15 protein-coding genes are annotated in these 17,943 nt (G+C 67.7%); 6 read left to right on the top strand and 9 right to left on the bottom strand.

Going from position 1 to position 17,943, the window contains the following annotated elements:
• Window positions 1–53: 53 nt before the first annotated feature.
• Window positions 54–2,417, bottom strand: a complete 2,364-nt coding sequence (gene ftsH, locus NV2_RS07625) for an ATP-dependent zinc metalloprotease FtsH (RefSeq protein ID WP_067870832.1) — start codon at window positions 2,415–2,417, stop codon at window positions 54–56.
• A gap of 313 nt (window positions 2,418–2,730) precedes the next feature.
• On the opposite strand from ftsH, the gene NV2_RS07620 reads away from it, so the two are divergent.
• Complete coding sequence (locus tag NV2_RS07620) at window positions 2,731–3,654, top strand: hypothetical protein (RefSeq protein ID WP_067870831.1); 924 nt, start codon at window positions 2,731–2,733, stop codon at window positions 3,652–3,654.
• A gap of 51 nt (window positions 3,655–3,705) precedes the next feature.
• On the opposite strand, the gene NV2_RS07615 is transcribed toward NV2_RS07620, so the two are convergent.
• Window positions 3,706–4,527, bottom strand: a complete 822-nt coding sequence (locus NV2_RS07615) for a DUF1266 domain-containing protein (protein ID WP_245662492.1) — start codon at window positions 4,525–4,527, stop codon at window positions 3,706–3,708.
• 183 nt (window positions 4,528–4,710) lie between these two features.
• On the opposite strand from NV2_RS07615, the gene NV2_RS07610 reads away from it, so the two are divergent.
• Window positions 4,711–4,962 carry a DUF2277 domain-containing protein gene (locus tag NV2_RS07610; RefSeq protein WP_067870830.1) on the top strand — a complete coding sequence of 84 codons (252 nt, stop codon included), beginning with the start codon at window positions 4,711–4,713 and terminating at the stop codon, window positions 4,960–4,962.
• Here NV2_RS07610 and NV2_RS07605 read toward each other — a convergent pair.
• Window positions 4,913–6,307 (bottom strand): PucR family transcriptional regulator, encoded by a 1,395-nt coding sequence (locus tag NV2_RS07605; RefSeq protein WP_067870829.1) that lies wholly within the window; start codon window positions 6,305–6,307, stop codon window positions 4,913–4,915. The two genes, NV2_RS07610 and NV2_RS07605, sit on opposite strands and share 50 nt — an antisense overlap.
• Before the next feature lie 410 nt (window positions 6,308–6,717).
• On the opposite strand from NV2_RS07605, the gene NV2_RS07595 reads away from it, so the two are divergent.
• The 3 genes from NV2_RS07595 (at window position 6,718) to NV2_RS07585 (ending at window position 10,874) form a co-directional block, all read left to right on the top strand.
• The gene (locus NV2_RS07595) at window positions 6,718–8,271 is read left to right on the top strand and encodes an aldehyde dehydrogenase family protein (RefSeq protein WP_067870827.1); all 1,554 of its coding nucleotides are present in this window, start codon (window positions 6,718–6,720) and stop codon (window positions 8,269–8,271) included.
• Window positions 8,268–9,107, top strand: coding sequence for an SDR family oxidoreductase (locus NV2_RS07590; protein ID WP_067870826.1), 840 nt, complete (start codon window positions 8,268–8,270; stop codon window positions 9,105–9,107). The genes NV2_RS07595 and NV2_RS07590 overlap by 4 nt, the downstream gene beginning before the upstream one ends.
• Before the next feature lie 399 nt (window positions 9,108–9,506).
• Window positions 9,507–10,874 (top strand): amidase, encoded by a 1,368-nt coding sequence (locus tag NV2_RS07585; RefSeq protein WP_067870916.1) that lies wholly within the window; start codon window positions 9,507–9,509, stop codon window positions 10,872–10,874.
• 6 nt (window positions 10,875–10,880) lie between these two features.
• Here the strand turns inward: NV2_RS07585 and NV2_RS07580 are convergent, their stop codons facing one another.
• From NV2_RS07580 to NV2_RS07560, 5 genes are all read right to left on the bottom strand, one after another.
• Window positions 10,881–11,762: a LysR family transcriptional regulator gene (locus NV2_RS07580; RefSeq protein ID WP_067870825.1), complete on the bottom strand. Its 882-nt coding sequence runs from the start codon at window positions 11,760–11,762 to the stop codon at window positions 10,881–10,883.
• Between the two features lie 377 nt (window positions 11,763–12,139).
• A complete protein-coding gene (gene hpt, locus NV2_RS07575) occupies window positions 12,140–12,694 on the bottom strand; it encodes a hypoxanthine phosphoribosyltransferase (RefSeq protein ID WP_067870824.1) in 555 nt (184 codons plus the stop codon).
• Window positions 12,695–12,718: 24 nt separating this feature from the next.
• Window positions 12,719–13,651 (bottom strand): tRNA lysidine(34) synthetase TilS, encoded by a 933-nt coding sequence (gene tilS / locus NV2_RS07570; protein ID WP_067870915.1) that lies wholly within the window; start codon window positions 13,649–13,651, stop codon window positions 12,719–12,721.
• Between the two features lie 131 nt (window positions 13,652–13,782).
• On the bottom strand, window positions 13,783–14,853 hold the full coding sequence (locus tag NV2_RS07565) for an Rv3626c family coenzyme F420 biosynthesis-associated protein (protein WP_067870914.1): 1,071 nt from the start codon (window positions 14,851–14,853) through the stop codon (window positions 13,783–13,785).
• A gap of 14 nt (window positions 14,854–14,867) precedes the next feature.
• Complete coding sequence (locus NV2_RS07560) at window positions 14,868–16,298, bottom strand: D-alanyl-D-alanine carboxypeptidase/D-alanyl-D-alanine-endopeptidase (RefSeq protein ID WP_084474091.1); 1,431 nt, start codon at window positions 16,296–16,298, stop codon at window positions 14,868–14,870.
• Between the two features lie 239 nt (window positions 16,299–16,537).
• On the opposite strand from NV2_RS07560, the gene ppa reads away from it, so the two are divergent.
• Window positions 16,538–17,029 carry an inorganic diphosphatase gene (gene ppa / locus NV2_RS07555; protein ID WP_067870823.1) on the top strand — a complete coding sequence of 164 codons (492 nt, stop codon included), beginning with the start codon at window positions 16,538–16,540 and terminating at the stop codon, window positions 17,027–17,029.
• 81 nt (window positions 17,030–17,110) lie between these two features.
• On the opposite strand, the gene NV2_RS07550 is transcribed toward ppa, so the two are convergent.
• On the bottom strand, window positions 17,111–17,932 hold the full coding sequence (locus NV2_RS07550) for a crotonase/enoyl-CoA hydratase family protein (RefSeq protein ID WP_067870822.1): 822 nt from the start codon (window positions 17,930–17,932) through the stop codon (window positions 17,111–17,113).
• Window positions 17,933–17,943 lie beyond the last annotated feature (11 nt).

Raw genomic sequence — 17,943 nt, 5'->3', positions numbered from 1 at the left:
GTAAAACAACGCGCCGAGAGCGCGGCTCGACAGTCGAGCCTAATCGCAGCCGGTCACCGGTGACCGTTCGGTCCGTCCCAATCGCCGTGATCCTGGGCACCGTTGCGGTTTCCGTTCTGTCCCGGGCCTTCCTGATCCCCGGTCCACTCGGGACGCCGATGACCGCCGCCGTACCGCTGCGGATCGCCGTATCCCTGCGGGGTCCCGTACTCCGGCTGCGCGGCGCCTTCCTCGCGTGGCGGCCAGCCGGGAGCCGACCATCCGGCCGGTGCGCCGTAATCCGGTCGCGAGCCGTGCGTGCCGCCCTGGCGCGGATAGCCGGGGCCGGTCGCGGGGCGCGGGTACCCACCCTGCGGCGGGGCCGGATAACCGTATGCCGGGGTCGGGTTGGCCTGCTGTCCCTCCGGCGGATAGCCGTTGGCCGGAACCGGTTGCGGGGCCGGCTGCGGCACCTGACGGGTTTCGGTCTCGTCCGGCCACGGCTCACCGCGTTCGGCGGCGAGTTCGCGCGGAGTCTTCACCGGCGGCCGGTCCGACGGCACCCGTTCACCGAAATCGTTGAACGCGGTGATGCGCGGCCGCTTGTCCACCGTCGACAGCACCTGCTCGAGGTCGCGGCGGTGCAGTGTCTCGCGTTCCAGCAACGCCGTGGCCAGCGCATCGAGCTCGTCGCGGTAGTCGTTGAGGATCGCCCAGGCCTCGGTGTGCGCGGCCTCGATCAGGTTGCGCACCTCCTCGTCGATCTCCCGCGCCACCTCGTGCGAGTAGTCCGAGGCGGTGCCCATCTGCCGGCCCAGGAAGGGATCGCCCTGTTCCTGGCCGTAGCGCACTGCACCGAGCCGGGCGCTCATGCCGTATTCGGTGACCATCGCGCGGGCGATCTTGGTCGCCTGGTCGATATCGGAGGAGGCGCCGGTGGTCGGCTCGTGGAAGACCAGCTCCTCGGCGGCGCGGCCGCCCATCGCCATCACCAGCCGGGCGATCATCTCCGAGCGGGTCATCAGGCCCTTGTCGTCCTCGGGCACCGTCATCGCATGGCCGCCGGTACGCCCGCGGGCCAGAATCGTGACCTTGTAGACCGGTTCGATATCCGGCATCGCCCACGCGGCCAGGGTGTGCCCGCCCTCGTGGTACGCGGTGATCTTCTTCTCGTGCTCGCTGATGATGCGGCTCTTACGGCGTGGACCACCGATCACCCGGTCCACCGACTCCTCCAGAGCCGGGCCGGTGATCAGGTTGCCGTGTTCACGCGCGGTGAGCAGGGCCGCCTCGTTGATGACGTTCGCCAGATCCGCACCCGACATGCCGACGGTGCGCTTGGCGAGCCCGTCCAGATCGGCGTCGGTGGCGATCGGCTTGCCCTGCGAATGCACGCGCAGGATGGCACGGCGGCCGGCCAGATCGGGGTTCGAGACCGGGATCTGACGGTCGAACCGGCCCGGGCGCAGCAGCGCGGGGTCGAGGATGTCGGGGCGGTTGGTGGCCGCGATGATGATCACACCGGTGCGGTCGCCGAAACCGTCCATCTCGACCAGCAACTGGTTCAGCGTCTGCTCGCGCTCGTCGTGACCACCGCCCAGGCCCGCACCACGCTGCCGGCCGACGGCGTCGATCTCGTCGACGAAAATAATGCAGGGGCTGTTCTGCTTGGCCTGCTCGAACAGGTCACGCACGCGCGACGCGCCGACACCGACGAACATCTCGACGAAGTCCGAACCGGAAATCGTGAAGAACGGCACCCCGGCCTCACCGGCGACCGCCCGGGCCAGCAGCGTTTTACCGGTACCGGGCGGGCCGTAGAGCAATACGCCCTTGGGGATCTTCGCGCCCAGCGCCTGATAGCGGGCCGGGTTCTGCAGGAAGTCCTTGATCTCGTAGAGCTCTTCGACCGCTTCGTCCGCGCCGGCCACATCGGTGAATGTGGTCTTGGGCATGTCCTTGGTCAACTGTTTGGCCTTGGACTTACCGAAGCCCATCATGCCGCCGCGACCACCGCCTTGCATGCGGGACATCACGAAGATGAACAGCCCGAGCAGAATCACCATCGGCAGGACGAACAGCAGTATCTGGGTGAACCAGTTGTCCTGCTTGACCGAGGTGTTGTACGGAGCGCCGGAGTTCTGCACGTCCTGCAGGATCTGCGCCGAGACCGCGCTGCCACTCGGGTACTTGGCCATGATCTGCGTCTGGCCGTCCGTGGCATCGTTGCCCTGTTTCAGGGTGATACGTAGCTGCTGTTCTTTATCGTCGATCCGGACCTGATCGACGTTGCCCTTATCTGCCAGCTGGGATAGCGCCACCGAGGTATCGACGTTCTTCCAGCCGCGCGTGTCGTTGCTGAAGTAGCTGACCAGATAGATCACGAGCAGGATGCCCGCGACTATGGCCAGATTTCGAAACACTGTCTTGCGGTTCATAGAGCGTCGGCCGGCGGGCCAGTCCTTTCCGGTGTTTCCGGTGTATGCCTACTATGCGTTCGAGCGGGGCCGTATCCGGTACCGGTACCGACCGTGTCGGCCGGAACGGATGCGGACATGCCACGTTACCGCGTACGGTCTACTCGATACATCGCGCAGTTCGGCAGCTGAAGCAGTTCAACAGCTAAACGGTCGGAGAATGCTGGTGGTTCCCGACCTACCGGGCGATCACCTCACGGTGACCACCCACATGGTCCCAATCATGGCATGCACGACCTATTGTGAGCGACAACACAGGACGAACGCAGGGGGTATGGACATAGTCGAGCTACGGACACCCACGGCGATACTGCGGCACGGCGGCGGACGCGTACAGGTCCTGCGGCCGGGCACCGATGGCGAGCGGGTGCTGGACGTTCCCGTGTCGGATCTACTGAAGGTCCGGCTCAACCGGCGCGCCGACGACGCCGTCGTCATCGAGATCTACCTGCGTTATCCGAGCCCGGTGCTGACCGGTGTTCCGGCCGATCGCACCCCGTTGCCGGTGCTGATCGCCGAACACGACGTGCCACCGGCGTCGATGATCGCGGAACGGATCAACTCCCAGATTCTGGCCACCCAGCGAATAGACATGTCCGCACCGGACCTCACGCCGCCCAATCCGGTGTGGGGCAAAGCAGGCCCGACCCGCGCGGATGTGGATCGCGCGGTCCGTCGGATGGCCCCCCGCCGAGAAGTACGCGCGGCCGCAGAGGCACTGCACACGATCGTCACCCCCGAGGAATTCATGCTGGAGACCGCACTGGTCACGGCGGTACCCCCGGCGGGACGCGGGCGCGGGCTGCTGGCGGTGACGACCACCCGGGTCCTGCTGCTCTCGATCGGGTCCACACCCGCCTACTGGTACGAGATGCCGGTCGCGGCGCTTATCGCCGCCGAGGTCGGCAAGGACGGCGACACCGAGCCCGGTGGCGACTACAGCATCGATCTCACCGACGGCAATACGACGCTACGGTTCGTGGGCACCGACCGGGCCGATACCGACCGCATCGTCGGCGCGGTGAATTTCGCGATCCAGCGCGAGTCCGCAGACGGCGCCGTAGCGCAACCGGACCCCGGGGTTCCCCAGCTGTATTCCGAGTGGGAACTGCTCGTCGAGCGCCATTCGCTGGCAATGGTCGACGACGCGCAGTTCCAGCGCTACGGCCGCGGCATCCTGCGTTCGCTCCCGGACTGATCGCACCCGGGACCGGACGCGCTCACGACGGAGTGTCGTTCGCCCGGGAGCTCAGTCGCCCTGCAGCGTGATCCGCCGCCACGGGCTGGTCGGACGCATCCACAACCGCACCAGTTCGAGGCGGCGGTCGGTGCCGCCGGATTTGAGTTCGGCCAGGTCCTCGCACGCCTGCCAATAGGTCCAGCCGGTGAGGTAGGCGTCACCGAACTGCCGCCAGTTGCGATAGCGCTTCTGCGCCGGGTCCAGCGCCCGCATCACGTACTCCCAGGCGATATCGGCTTCCAGATAGCCCGCGGTGAAGGCCATCCGCGCCACCGCGACCACCCGGGCCAGATCCCACGCCTGAATATCGGCGGGCAGCGGATGGACCAGATGTCCGGTCAGATCGAGTTTGATCGCCTGCGACCAGATGTCGTAGTCGCGCACCAGCGCCTCGGGGTTGTCCATCCCCCGAAACGATCCGACCTGCCGCAGGAATGCCCGGTGCCGATCGGCGCGCTCGCCGAACCGGTCCCGCTCGGGCGAGTTGATCCCTGCCATCACCAGCGGATGAACCAGGGCATACAGCGGTGAGTGCATTCCGGCGAGCAACTGTTCCATCGACGCCATCGCCTCGGTGGCGTCGGTGATCCCCCAGGCACCGGTCAAGGTGTCGATGGCCAATTCGCGGCGATCACCCAGCGGATGCTCGCGTTCGGGACCGAGCAGCAGTGCATCGTGGAACGCATCCCAGCGGGCGGAGTAGAACGCCCCGAGAGACAGTGCGCGCAATTCGTCGTCGGATACCTGGGCGCCGGACCAGTGGTCGTCCTCGCGCTCGTCCAGTTCCGGATAGGGGAAAGTGGTCAGGGTCGGCATGTCGCGGGCAGCCATAGTCCGATTGTGTCGCATCGGTGATCGGCGGGTCCGGTTATCCCCCATACCGTGTCGGCGCGGCTGGGCGCCGCCGAGCCGGCAACTCGCGCCCGGTCTTACTCAGCGGTCCGATACACGCATTTTTCACATTCGTCGTTTCTTCGGCCACGCAGGCAAGATACGAGGGCTACTCTCGGCGCCATGGGTAGCAATATCACCGTGCTGCGCGGGCTCGAACCCCGCGCTACCGAACAGGAAATTTTCGCTGCCGCACAGGAGTACGTGCGGAAGGTGGGCGGCCTGACCGGTCTGTCGTATGTCACCAAGGCTGCCTTCGACAAGGCAGTGAACTCGGTGGCGGAGGCGACGACCGCACTGCTGGCCGAGTTACCCGAGCACCCGGTCACCCCGGCTGCCGAACCGCCGCTGCGTCGCGCCGAAGATCTGGTCTGAGCGACACCCCGTAGACCTCGGCGCATTCCAGCGCGAGCTCGAGCGGCACGCCACACTCGTCGATGCGCCGCCCGAGCGATTCCTCGATGCGCTGGACGCGGTATCGAACCGTATTCTTGTGCACCCCCAAACGCCCCGCCGCACCCTCGGGACTGCGGTGACAGCGTAGATACGCGAGCAACGTGGTGCGCAGACGTGCCCACTTCGCCTCCGGCCCGGCCAGTGGACCGAGTTCACGGCGGATCAGTGCCCGCATGGCTATCGGGTCCGCACCCGCCAGATATGCCATCTCGACCCGCTCGTAGGGCACGACTCTGCCGAGATCGACAGCGGCTCGTTCGGTGACCTGCCGGGCAGCGAGGGCATCGTGATGACTCTGCCGGAAGCCGGCCACCCCGGACGCCGGCGCACCCAGCGCCACCCGCACCGGCTCGGTGATCACCCCGGACGCGACGAGTGCCGCGACCGCCGCCGAAATGGCCGAAATATCCGAAGTAACACCCGCATCGACATGCTCGTCCCCCAGCGCGATCCACGCCCACAGCGCCGACGATCCGGCCGGCAGGGTGAAGACTCCCGCACCGCCCAGTGCCCCGGCGAGCCGACCGACCACTCGTTCCAGCAGACCGAGCTCGTCACCACCGGCGGCCCGATCACCTGCGCGGTGGTCATCGCTACCGATCTCCGCGCCGTCGTGGTTGTTCCAGGTCCACCGCGCGTCGTCATCGGTCCACAGCACCGCGGCGAGCTGCCGCTGGGTCAGCCGGAACCCCAGACCTGCCGAGGCCTGTCCGGCATCGAGCTCGTCCCCGGCCAGCAGGGCCCGCACGATTTCGGTACGGCGGTTCAGCGCCGCCTGTAGACCGCGCTCCCGTTCGGCCATATAGGTCTCGGTGAGCGCCTCCACCGACGTGTTGATCCACCGCGTGGCGCGTTCGAAGATCCGCAACAGCGTCGACCGTTCGAACTGGCGGGGCAGCTGCCGCTCCTCGATCACATCGGTCAGATAATCCAGCGCCGCCTCCTGGCCGACGTGATAGACCCGCAGCAACAGCCGGAGCTCGTATCCGCGCCGGGCCAGCGTCCGCGCGAACGCATGCGCCTGCTCGGGCACCGCGTAGTTCACCGTGTCCTGCGTAAGACCACCGAGTACCGCCAGGGCGTGCGCGCGGGTGCTCGACTCCAGGTCCCGGCGGATATCCCGGTCCGACAGTTCCGGCACCCGTTCGAGCACGACCGCGTCGAGCCGTGCGACGAGTTGTTCGAGGGCATCCGAACGCAATGTCTCGGCCACGAAATCCGCCAGCCACTGCCGCACCACCACGCCCGGCACAGTTGCGGTCATATCCAACCTCCGATTTGTGCTTCGGATACAACTTCCGGCCTCAGTCTTGACAGATCGGGCCAAGCCCAGCGGAGGCTGTTGTGCCACGATCATAGATCAGTGAAGTAGTTCATACCGTCCAGCATTCGCAGCGCAGCGCCCGTGGGGAGAAACAGATCGTGCCGAATACCGAACCTTCGCCCAGCGAGTCCGGCAACGGGAAGGTGCCCTCGTCCGGCGGCAGCAAGGCGCCCGAGGCCGGCGGTGGGAAAACGCCCGAGGCCGGCGGTGGGAAAACGCCCGCTCGTAAGGCGCCGGCCCGCAAGGCTTCCGGCAGCACGGCCAAGAAGGCGACCGCCGCCAAGAAGGCGACCCCGGCCAAGAGCAGGGAATCAGCAGGTAAGACAAACGCTGCCGCGAAGCCGGCCGCAGTGACCACCGCAGCCCCCCGAGCTACCGAACTCGAGGTGCGCAATCCCGCGACCGGAGAGCCGGCCGGCACAGTACCGATCGAGTCCGCCGATGCGGTGGCCGCCAAGGTTCGGGAACTACGGCTGTACCAGCCCGAATGGGAAGCGATCGGCGCCGCGGGCCGCAAGGAATGGCTACTGAAGCTGCAGGACTGGCTCATCGACAACAGTGACCATCTGGCCGACGTGCTGCAGTCGGAGACCGGTAAGGCACGCGTCGACGCGCTCATCGATCCCAGCTTCTCGGTCGATCTCACCGGTTATTACGCGCGGCGGGCCGAGAAGTTCCTCGCCGACGAGCATCCCGCCCCGCACAGCCCGCTGGCGCGGGTCAAGAAGCTCACCACGACCTACCGGCCCTATCCCGTGGTCGGGGTGATCACGCCCTGGAACTTCCCGCTGGCGATGCCGGTGATCGACGTCGTTCCGGCGCTGGCTGCCGGGGCCGCGGTCATCCTGAAGCCGTCGGAGGTGACCCCGCTGTCGGCGCTGGAACTGGCGCGTGGCTGGGCGGAGATCGGCGCGCCGCCGGTGCTGGCCGTGGTCACCGGCGCCGGGGAAACCGGTGCCGCCGTGGTCGACAATGTCGACTACGTGCAGTTCACCGGGTCGACCAAGACCGGCAAGCGGATCGCGGCAGCCTGTGTGGAACGGCTCATCCCCTACAGCCTGGAGCTCGGCGGTAAGGATCCGTCCATCGTGCTGGCCGACGCGGATATCGACCGTGCCGCCTACGGCGTCGCCTTCGGCGGCCTGTTCAACGCCGGCCAGGTCTGCATCTCGGTCGAACGGGTCTACGTCGAGGCGCCGGTCTACGACGAATTCGTGCAGAAGCTGGCCGCGCACGTGCGCGAACTACGCCAGGGCGCCGACGGTCGAATTCCGAAATACGATGTGGGCGCGCTGGCCAACGATGCCCAGCGGGACATCGTGTCGAGTCATGTCGAGGATGCGATCGCCAAGGGAGCGACCGCCCTCACCGGCGGCAAACCCACCGGAGTGGGCACCTTCTACGAGCCGACCGTCCTGGCCGGCGCCGACCATTCGATGACCTGCATGACCGAGGAGACCTTCGGCCCGACCATCCCGGTGATGAAGGTGGCCGACGAGGATGAGGCCATCCGGCTGGCCAACGATTCGGTGTACGGCCTGTCCGCCTCGGTGTGGACCGCGGACAAGGCTCGGGGCGAGCGCGTCGCACGGCAACTGAACGCCGGCGCGGTGAACATCAACGATGTCTTCGCCAACATGTTCAGTTTCGCGCTGCCGATGGGCGGCTGGCAGCAGTCCGGCGTGGGCGCGCGCTGGGGCGGCGCCGACGGTGTGCGCAAGTACTGCCGCAAGAAGGCCATCACCGTACCGATCCTGCCGACGCAGGAAAAAGAGCTGATGTGGTTCCCCTACAACACCACCAAGCTCGGGTTCGCCCTGGCCGCCATGCGCGCGGCCGGTGCTCGCGGTATTCGGCGGCTCGGGTTCAAGGATGTGCTCGACATGGTCGGAGGTAAGAAGTGACCGAATACCGCAGGATCCGCGGCAAGGTCGTCGTCATCACCGGCGGCGCCCGCGGTATCGGGCTCGCGACCGCGCTGCGATTGCGCTCGTTCGGGGCGAAGATCGCCATCGGCGATGTGGACGAGACCGCGGTGAAGCAATCCGGAACCGACCATGACTTCGAGTACTACGGACGGCTGGATGTCACCGACCAGCAGTCGTTCAGCACATTCCTCGACGATGTGGAGCGTGAGGTCGGGCCCGTCGACGTCCTGATCAACAATGCCGGCATCATGCCCACCGGCCGGGTCGTCGACGAATCCGACGCGCTCACCCGCCGCATCATCGATATCAACGTCTACGGTGTGATCCTCGGCTCCAAGCTGGCGCTGGCGCGGATGCTGCCCCGGCGCAGCGGCCACGTCGTCAATATCGCCTCCCTCGCGGGTGAGAGCCATATCCCGGGCCTGGCCACCTATAACGCCACCAAACATGCGGTGCTCGGCTTCACCGATACGTTGCGCGAGGAGTACCGCGGGACCGGAGTGTCGTTCTCCTCGGTGTTGCCGACACTGACGAAAACCGAACTGGGTTCGGGCGTTGCCGCACCGCGGATCATGCCCGCGGCCGAGCCGGAGCAGATCGCCGCGGCGATCGCGAAACTGGTGGTGGAGCCGAAAGCGAAGGTGCGTGTCACCGCGCTCGCCGGGGCCATTGCACAGGTGGTGGGGCTGCTGCCGCAGTCGGTCGGCGATGCGATCGGCCGTTCGCTGGGGTCACAGCAGACCTTCCTGGGCGATGTGGACTCCGCCTCCCGCAAGGCCTACGAGGACCGGGTGCGTGGCGGCACGGAGTAGTAGGCCCGCCGGAGCGCCGCCCGGGGAACGCCACGCCTTGCGATCATCAACGGTTGGCGGCGCCGAAGGTGATAACTTGCGTCAGCATTCGAATAGCCCATATCGACCACAACGCGACGGGGGCTTTGACATATGCACAACGAGGGCACCGTATTAGCCGACGCGATATCGAACTCCGTCACGCGCGCCACTCGGGAGGTAGCAGTGGACGCTGACGATCCGAAGAACTCGAGATCACCCGATCCTGAGTCGACCGATCCGGTCCCCGATGGACAGGTGCCCACCACCGAACCGGACGATCGAGAGCCCGCTCCGGCGCCACAACCGGACACGGCGGCAGGACCGGAGTCCGCCGCGCGGCAGGACGCCGACACCCCCGCCGAGACCACCCCCTCGCCCGTGACCGACTCCCAGGAACCGGCGACCGACCCGATCACGCTGCGGACCGCGACCTCGATCGCGGCCGCGGTCCGGGACGGCGTGGTGACCGCGGGGCAGGTGGTCGATGTCGCCCTGGATCGAATTCATGCCGGTGATGCGCGAATCGGCGCATTCGTCACAGTCCGCACCGACGCCGCGCGGGCCGAAAGCCACGCCCTGGCCGACCGTGCCGATCTGGAGGCGCTGCCGCTGGCCGGGGTCCCCGTGGCGGTGAAGAACAATATCGATGTCACCGGTGAGATCACCGCCGGTGGCTCTCATGCCACGGCCGCGCTACCGGCCGACGCGGATCATCCGGTGGTGCGCCGCCTGCGCGCGGCTGGTGCGGTGGTGGTGGGCCTGACCGAAATGCCCGAGGGCGGCCTGTGGGGTGTCTCCGACACGCCCGAGCGAATTGTTCGTTCTCCGTGGAACATCCGACACAGCGCGGGCGGCTCCTCCGGTGGCTCCGGTGCGGCCGTGGGAGCCGGTCTGGTCCCGGTGGCGCACGGGAACGACGGGCTCGGCTCGGTACGCATTCCCGCGGCCTGCTGCGGCGTCGTCGGGGTGAAACCGGGACGCGGCGTGGTTCCCGCGCAGGTCGGCGTCGATTCCTGGGGCGGGATGACCGAGAACGGAGTCCTCGCGACCACGGTCGCCGACGCTGCCCTGATGCTGTCGGTACTCGCCGATCGGCCGGCTCTGGCCGATCCGCAACCACCCAACCCGCTGCGTATCGCATTCGCACCGGCATCGCCCTCGCCGCTGATCCGGGTGGACAAACACTGGAGTGCTGCGGCACGGACCGCCGCGCAACTCGCCGCGGATGCCGGACACGAGGTGGCGGCGGCGAGACTGCCGTATCAGGGCGCGACGATGGCGTTGGCGTTGCGCTGGGTCGCGAACGCGGCGCGGGAAGGGAATACGTTCGCGAATCCGGACCTGCTGCAACGCCGGACCCGGGTCCATATCGCCGTGGGCAGGGCCGTGCGCAAGGCCCGCCTGGTCCGCCCGGAACAGGTCGACCGGATCGAGGCGCGGTTACTGGACTTCTTCGATCAGCACGATGTGGTGATCACACCGACCCTGGCCGCCCCCGCTCCGCTCGCCCGGAACTGGCATGCCCGTGGCTGGGTGGCCAATATCGCCGCCAGTGTGAGGTTCTCCCCGTTCACGCCGCTGTGGAATCTGGTCGGCTGGCCCGCAATGAGTGTCCCGATGGGAATCCATCCGCGCACCGGAACTCCGGTCGCCGCACAGCTGGCCGGCCCGCCGGGCAGTGAGTCCACGCTGCTGCGGCTCGCCGCTCAACTGGAATCCACCCAGCCCTGGCAGCGCACGGCCTGATCGGCGCTACTGCTCCGGTTCCACGACCGAGAATCCGCCGGCCACAACACGATTGGGGAACTCGAGGATGGTCGGGCGGTCGTCGTCGGCGCGCCACACCATGGCGAGCTCGCATGGCGGCAGCCCGGCCACGGGGCGAGCGGTGAGCCCGGGCCAGCGGTACATCGGCACATTGTTCTCCGCCAGCAGGCAGACACCGAGTCCCAGGCTCACGGCCTCGAGCCGCTCCTCGGCGGTGGCGGCCTCGCCACCGATCTTGGCCTGGCGTCCACCGCGGGCATCGGCGCCGAGCCAGAAGTCGCGCGAGGTACCCGCCTCGACCGGCATGGCCACGAAAGGCTCGTCGATCAGATCGGCGAAGTTGATACTTTCCTGATCTGCGAGCCGGTGATTTTCCGGTAGCAGCACCCACCGTGCTTCGGTGCGCAGGACCTGCCAGCGGTAGCGACCGGAATCGGGTACCGGCAGCCACATCAGCGCCAGATCGGCCTGCCGCCCCGCGAGACCGCTGGACGGATCGGTCCAGGACGCCGAATGCAATGCCAGCCGATGGCCACTGGCGCTCTCCAGTTCCGCGATCAGGCCACGGCCGATGGAGCTCTGGATACCGACACGCAGTACCTCACCGGCTTCCTGCAGCGCCACATTGGTGACTTCCCAGAGTTCCAGCATGCGGCGGGCCCCTTCGAGGAGCTCTTTACCGGCGACGGTCAGCGCGACACTGCGCTGGTTGCGATCGAAGAGGACCACGTCGAGCTGGCGCTCGAGCTGACGGATCTGCCGCGACAGCGTGGGCTGAGCGATATGAAGCCGCTGCGCGGCATTCGTGAAGTGCAGTTCCTCAGCGACGGCGACGAAGTACCGCAGGTCGCGCAAATGCGGGTCCATAGCACCTTGCTATCAGAATCGGTCTTGGAAATCCAGCTGCTTCAGGCCGCCAAGTTTGAATTGACGGCCATAAACAGCCGAACGGTTTGTTACCGACAGCATAGAACCCGGCCATCAGACCGGACCAACCGCCTTGGAAAACCCCCAGCGAACTCGATATCAACGCAGCTGACAACGGAAATACACCGGTACGCCACCAGCAACCTGCACCGATGTCGGATTGCCGGCAGCACCGCGGCGATCCGGACGCAACGCAACGCGCACTCCCCCACCTCCGGCAACTGTCGACCGACCCGATTTACCCAGGACAGATATCAAACAGTGATATTCGACACAGGCCCGCGGAATTCAGTCGGATTTCCGGCCGTCGGCCCAGCTCAGGCGCTGTATACGCGCGGATGAAGCGTGCCGATATAGGGCAGATCGCGATAGCGCTCGGCGTAGTCCAGGCCGTATCCGACGACGAATTCATTGGGAATATCGAAGCCGACATTCGCGACCTCCAGCTGGGCGCGCAACGCATCGGGCTTACGCAGCAGCGTCACCACCTCGAGCGACGCCGGGTTACGGCTCGACAGATTGCGCATCAGCCACGACAGGGTCAGCCCCGAATCGATGATGTCCTCGACGATCAGCACATTGCGACCGGCGATATCCCGGTCCAGATCCTTGAGAATCCGCACCACGCCCGACGACGAGGTGGACGACCCGTACGACGAGACCGCCATGAACTCCATCTGAGTCGGGATGGACAACGCCCGAGCCAGATCGGTCATGAAGAAAATCGCCCCTTTGAGAACGCCGACGAGCAGCAAGTCCCCCTCGGGCGCACCGGCGGGATAGCGCTTGGCGATCAGTGCTGCCAGCTCGTCCACCTTGGCTTGAATCTGCTCCTCGGTGATCAGCACCGACGCTATATCGTCCCCGTACACCTGTGCCGGCTTCCCTTCGGGTCGTTATCGTGCAAACGCCAATGTCAGAGTGCCACGTTCGCGCCCGGCAACCAACCTGATCCCCGGCATTCCCCCGCCGACCGCCACGCCGCCCTGGCCACGCCAATCGGTGACCAAAGCCTCGATGGCGCGTAACTGCTTGTGCGTCAACGATTTTGCACCCCCCTCGGTGAGCCATGTCCGAATCGCGCGGCGCCGGATCGCTGCCGGTGCCGTGGCGAGGATCTCCACCGACAGCCCCGAACCGGCACGCGCATCAGTCAGCAACTTACCGGCAATCGCATCCAGTACCTCGCCGTCCTCACGCAACTGCGCCGCGGTGCGCGCCAGCGCCGGTGCCGCACCGCCGCCCAGCACCTGCTCCAACAGCGGCAGTACCTCGGTACGCACCCGCACCCGAGTGAATTCCGGTGCGCTGTTGTGCGGATCCTCGTGCGGTCGCAGCCCGAGATCGGCACAGAGCGCGCGTGTGGCCTCGCGGCGTACGCCCAGCAACGGACGCCCCCACGGTTCGGCGAACTCCGCCATTCCCTGCAGGGAACGCTGACCGGACCCGCGGGCCAAACCCAGCAGCACCGTTTCGGCCTGATCGTCGAGGGTATGGCCGAACAACACCGGGACACCGTCGCGCATCCGATTCAGCGCGTCGTAGCGGGCGCGGCGCGCAGCCGCCTCCATCCCGCCCGGCCCGTGCACCGATACCCGGCTGATCCGGGCCGAACGACATCCCAGCCGACGTGCCAGCGCCGCGGCCTCGGTCGCCACCGCCGCCGACCCTTCCTGCAGGCCGTGGTCGACGATCAGCGCATCGACGGCCTCGGCCTCGACCACCGCCGCCGCTGTCAATGCCAGGGAATCCGCGCCGCCGGACAGCGCGACCGCGACCGGACCGTCCGGACGGTAGCGCTGTAGCCATCCGCGCACGGCCTGCCGCATGGTCAGCGCGGCCTCGGTTTCCGGGAGCCGGGGGCGCTGCGGGCGTGCAGCGGTGTCGCATCGCCGATCGGTGGATGCCTCGGGACCCGGCCGCGTCCCCGGCAGCTGCTGCTCGGTGGTGCGCGGCGGTGTCACCCCAGAACTCGGGCGATCCATTGTTGCGGGCTGCCGATCTCCTCGGGGCGCGGCAGGGTGTCGGGTCCGGACCAGATCGTGTTGAACCGTTCCATCCCGACCGTTGCGACGACCTCGTCGACGAAGGCCTTACCGCGTACGTACTGCGCGACCTTGGCGTCCACCCCGAGCAGTGCGCGCAGCAACCGCTGGATCGGATTGGCGGGACGCCGGCGGCGTTGATCGAAGGCCGAGCGGATCTGGGCCACGGTCGGAACGACGGCGGGGCCGACAGCGTCCATCACGTGGTCGGCGTGCCCCTCGAGCAGCGTCCCCAGCATCAGCAGCCGGTCCAGCGCCGCACGCTGATCCGGCGGCTGGGTAGCGCGCAGCAGACCGAGCACGCCCTGGTCGGCCGGGTCGTCGCTCCGCCCCGCGTCGCGCCGGCGACGGATCTCACCCGCGAGCCGGGTGATCACCTCGTTGAACGGCTCGTCCCCGGCCGCACCGAGCGTGTCCACGTTCTGCTTCATGTAGTCGGCCAGCCACGGCGCCGAGGAGAACTGCACCCGGTGGGTCACCTCGTGCAGGCAGACCCACAACCGGAAATCGGCGGGCACCACACCCAGTGCCCGTTCCACACCCATGATGTTCGGGGCGACCAGCAGCAAGGTCCCGTCCGGGCCGCTGAACGGGTCGTACTGGCCGAGGATCGCGGTGGACAGGAAGGCCAGCATCGCGCCGGCCTGCACACCGGCGGGTTTTCCGGCGAAACGGCCGTGGTCCGCACCTTCGGTGCCGGTCAGCTCGGCCATGGAGGAGGCGGCGGCGTGAATCCAGCCGCGGCGGTCGACGATCGTGGCCTGCGGGACGGGCCGGTCGTCGAGGAGCAGGCTCACCTCCCGGACCGGGCCCTCCGCCCGGACCGATGCCACCGCGAGTTCCTCGACGACCTGTGCCGCGGAGTAGCTCGTGGTGCGGGGACCGGGCCGGACCACGGCGCTACCGGCTCGTGCCGCCAGTTCCCAGTCGACCGTCCCGGACAGCAGCGAGGGCTTGGCCTCCGCGGACTCGGAGCTTTCGGTCATCGTCGTCCCACCCGTCAGGAGCATCCACAGTTGCGTAGTGCGGTGGCGACGGCGTCCAACGCCGGACGGCTGGCCTCCGGAGGCCGGTCGTTCGACATCAGCGCGAAGGTCATGACCCGGCCGTCGCGATCCAACACATATCCAGCCAACGCGCTCGAGACCGAGAGAGTTCCGGTCTTGGCGCGCACCCAGCCGGCTCCGGACCGGTGCGGTCCACCGTCGGCGAACCGCGGCGGCAGGAGCGTCCCGGTGCCTCCGGCGACCGGCAGGGTGTCCAGCAGCGGCGCCAGCGGCGAGGCGGTCTCGGCGCTCTCACCGGTATTCACCACCGACGGTGGGGTGGCGCTCCGGGGGGTCGGCGTATTCCGCAGCGCCGGGGAGGCCGCCTCGGCCAGGATCCGATCCAGTAGCGCCGCCGTGACCCGGTCGTCGGTGGACAGCCCGCTGTTGTCGATCTGGGTGACACCGGTGGTGTCGAAACCGGCCGCGCGCAAGGCGGTCAATGTGGCCGACGCCGCCCCGGCGAACGACTGTTCCGCACCGGTCGCGGCGGCGATTTCGCGGCCGATCGCCTCGGCCAGCACATCGTCGGAATGAATCATCATGTACCGCAGCCGGTCTCGGAGCTCAGCGGAGTCGACATGGGCGAGCTCGGTGGCCCCGGGCGGCGCCGCGGCCACCCGCACGGTCGCCGGGTCGGCACCCAGATCCATCGCGAGCCGACGGCCCGCATCCAGGGCCGGGGTCGGGGTCCGCGGCGAATAGTCGAGCAACGGATCCAGCCGGCCACCGTCGATCATCACCGGCTCGATCGGTGCCCAGGAACCGCCCGCAATATCCACCGGATCCCAGCCGACCGGCCAGGCCGGGCCCGAATACAGCGAGGTGTCGACCACCACGGAGTTCACCGGGTGGCCGGAAGCACGGACCTGTTCCACCAGATCGGACAGTTTCGGTCCGTCCGGGTAGTACCCCTTGCCGTCGGCCTGTGCGGTCAGCGTCGGGTCGCCACCGCCGACCAGCACCACCTCCCCCGGAACCGAACCGGACACCACCTTCGTGGTGACCCGGTGTTCGGGCGGCAGCACCAGCAGTGCCGCCGCACCGGTCAGGATCTTCATCGTGGAGGCGGGGATCATCGGGGTGTTCGCTTCGGCGCTCCACAGCGTCTTCCCGGTATCGGGGTCGGAGATCGAGGCCCCGAACTTGCCCAGATCCGGGCTGGTGGCGACCTGGGCCAAGGCCCGCGCCATCCCTTCGGGGGTCGGCTCGGGAGCGCTCGGTGTCGCCGGGGTGAGCTGCGGGAAGGGCTTCACCCCATTCGGCGGCGCGGCGATCGTCAGACCGCCGTGCCGGAATTCCTCGGTCCACGGCTTGAGCGTCACCGCCGCGACGGTGCACACCACCACCGCGACAACCACGACCACCAGCACCGCAATCCACATTGTGCGGCGTCGGCGAGTGGCCAGCCCACCGATGTTCTGCCTACCTCGACCTACCACGTGACAGCGCTCTCCCTATTCACCCGTGTGAGGCGGACACTCCCTGCCGCACCCATGCGCGCATCGACCACACTATCCTCACCTCGCCGGCGTTCCCCCGAACGAGACGGCAAGTCGGCGCACCCTGCCCGACGAGCCGGCCTTACCGCACCGACGCATACGCATCAGACGAAGGAGACGACGTGGAGTTCGATGTAACCATCGAGATCCCCAAGGGTCAGCGCAACAAGTACGAGGTCGACCACAAGACGGGACGGGTCCGGCTGGACCGCTACCTCTACACCCCGATGGTCTACCCGGCCGACTACGGCTACATCGAGAACACCCTGGGCTCCGACGGCGATCCGCTGGACTGCCTGGTGCTGCTGCCGGAGTCGGTGTTCCCCGGCGTGATCGTGGAGGCCCGCCCGGTCGGCGTGCTGATCATGAGCGACGAGGCCGGCGGCGACGAGAAGGTCGTGGCGGTTCCGGCGGGCGACAAGCGCTGGAATCACATCAACGACGTGAACGACATCCCGGAGTTCGACCGCAAGGCGATCGAGCACTTCTTCGAGCACTACAAGGATCTCGAGCCCGGCAAGTGGGTCAAGGTCGAGGGCTGGGGCGACCGCGCCAAGGCCGAGCAGCTGGCCGACGAGGCCGTCAAGCGTCTGCAGGAGCAGGGCGGGCACTGATCGATGCGCCGGCCGACGGCGCTCGCGTTTTCCGGCGAGCGCCGTCGCAGGCGGTCTGTCGCCTACCCGGAATCGGGCGTGCTACTTGCCCCCGAACTCGGGCTTACGCTTCTCGAAGACGGCCTGAATCGCCTCGGTGAGGTCCTCCGAGGGCAGGAAGGCCGCATTCCAGGCTGCGACGTAGCGCAGTCCGTCGGCCACCTTGGCGGCCTGCGGCTGATCCAGCACATCCTTGACACCCTGCACGACCAGCGGCGGGTTGTCGGCGATCTCGCCGGCCAGTGCGTCCGCGGCGGCGAGCACCGCGTCCTGGTCCGGGTACACATCGTTGAGCAGGCCGATCTTCTCGGCCCGCGCGGCGTCGATGTCCTTACCGGTGAAGGCCAGCTCACGCAGGTGTCCCTCGCCGATGATGGCCGGCAACCGGTGCAGCGAACCCATATCGGCGACGATGGCGACCTTGGCCTCACGCAGGCTGAAGGTGGCCTCGGCGCTGGCCAGCCGGATATCGGCGGCGGCGATGAGATCGAGTCCGCCACCCACACACCAGCCGGAGACCGCGGCGATCACCGGCTTGCGGCAGCCGGCGACCGCGGTGACCGCGTCCTGCATGGCACGGATCTCGTACATGAAATCGGTACGCGGCGCGGCGAGCGCCTTCTCCCCCAGCAGCGGCCCGAAGGTCGGGCTCATCGCGGGCAGGTCGAGCCCGAAGGAGAAGTTCTTGCCGGATCCGGTGAGGACGATCGCGCGGATCTCGGTATCGGCATCCAGTTCGTTGAAGACCTGCGGCAACTCGCTCCAGAAATCCGGGCCCATCGCATTGCCCTTGCCGGGCCCGGTCAGCGTCACGCGCGCGACGCGACCGTTGCGCTCGACGGTAAAAGCCTTCCAATCACTCATGCGGTCAGCGT

Source organism: Nocardia vermiculata NBRC 100427 (genome assembly GCF_001613265.1).
GTDB classification, from domain to species: Bacteria; Actinomycetota; Actinomycetes; order Mycobacteriales; family Mycobacteriaceae; genus Nocardia; species Nocardia vermiculata.
This window is presented reverse-complemented; position numbering and strand designations above follow the sequence as displayed.

Bases quoted from the DNA above. Each gene is read 5' to 3' on its own strand.
- ftsH (WP_067870832.1), bottom strand. From the start codon at position 2,417: ATGAACCGCAAGACAGTGTTTCGAAATCTGGCCATAGTCGCGGGCATC.
- NV2_RS07620 (WP_067870831.1), top strand. From the start codon at position 2,731: ATGGACATAGTCGAGCTACGGACACCCACGGCGATACTGCGGCACGGC.
- NV2_RS07615 (WP_245662492.1), bottom strand. From the start codon at position 4,527: ATGGCTGCCCGCGACATGCCGACCCTGACCACTTTCCCCTATCCGGAA.
- NV2_RS07610 (WP_067870830.1), top strand. From the start codon at position 4,711: ATGGGTAGCAATATCACCGTGCTGCGCGGGCTCGAACCCCGCGCTACC.
- NV2_RS07605 (WP_067870829.1), bottom strand. From the start codon at position 6,307: ATGACCGCAACTGTGCCGGGCGTGGTGGTGCGGCAGTGGCTGGCGGAT.
- NV2_RS07580 (WP_067870825.1), bottom strand. From the start codon at position 11,762: ATGGACCCGCATTTGCGCGACCTGCGGTACTTCGTCGCCGTCGCTGAG.
- tilS (WP_067870915.1), bottom strand. From the start codon at position 13,651: ATGCGGCAGGCCGTGCGCGGATGGCTACAGCGCTACCGTCCGGACGGT.
- NV2_RS07565 (WP_067870914.1), bottom strand. From the start codon at position 14,853: ATGACCGAAAGCTCCGAGTCCGCGGAGGCCAAGCCCTCGCTGCTGTCC.
- NV2_RS07560 (WP_084474091.1), bottom strand. From the start codon at position 16,298: ATGTGGATTGCGGTGCTGGTGGTCGTGGTTGTCGCGGTGGTGGTGTGC.
- NV2_RS07550 (WP_067870822.1), bottom strand. From the start codon at position 17,932: ATGAGTGATTGGAAGGCTTTTACCGTCGAGCGCAACGGTCGCGTCGCG.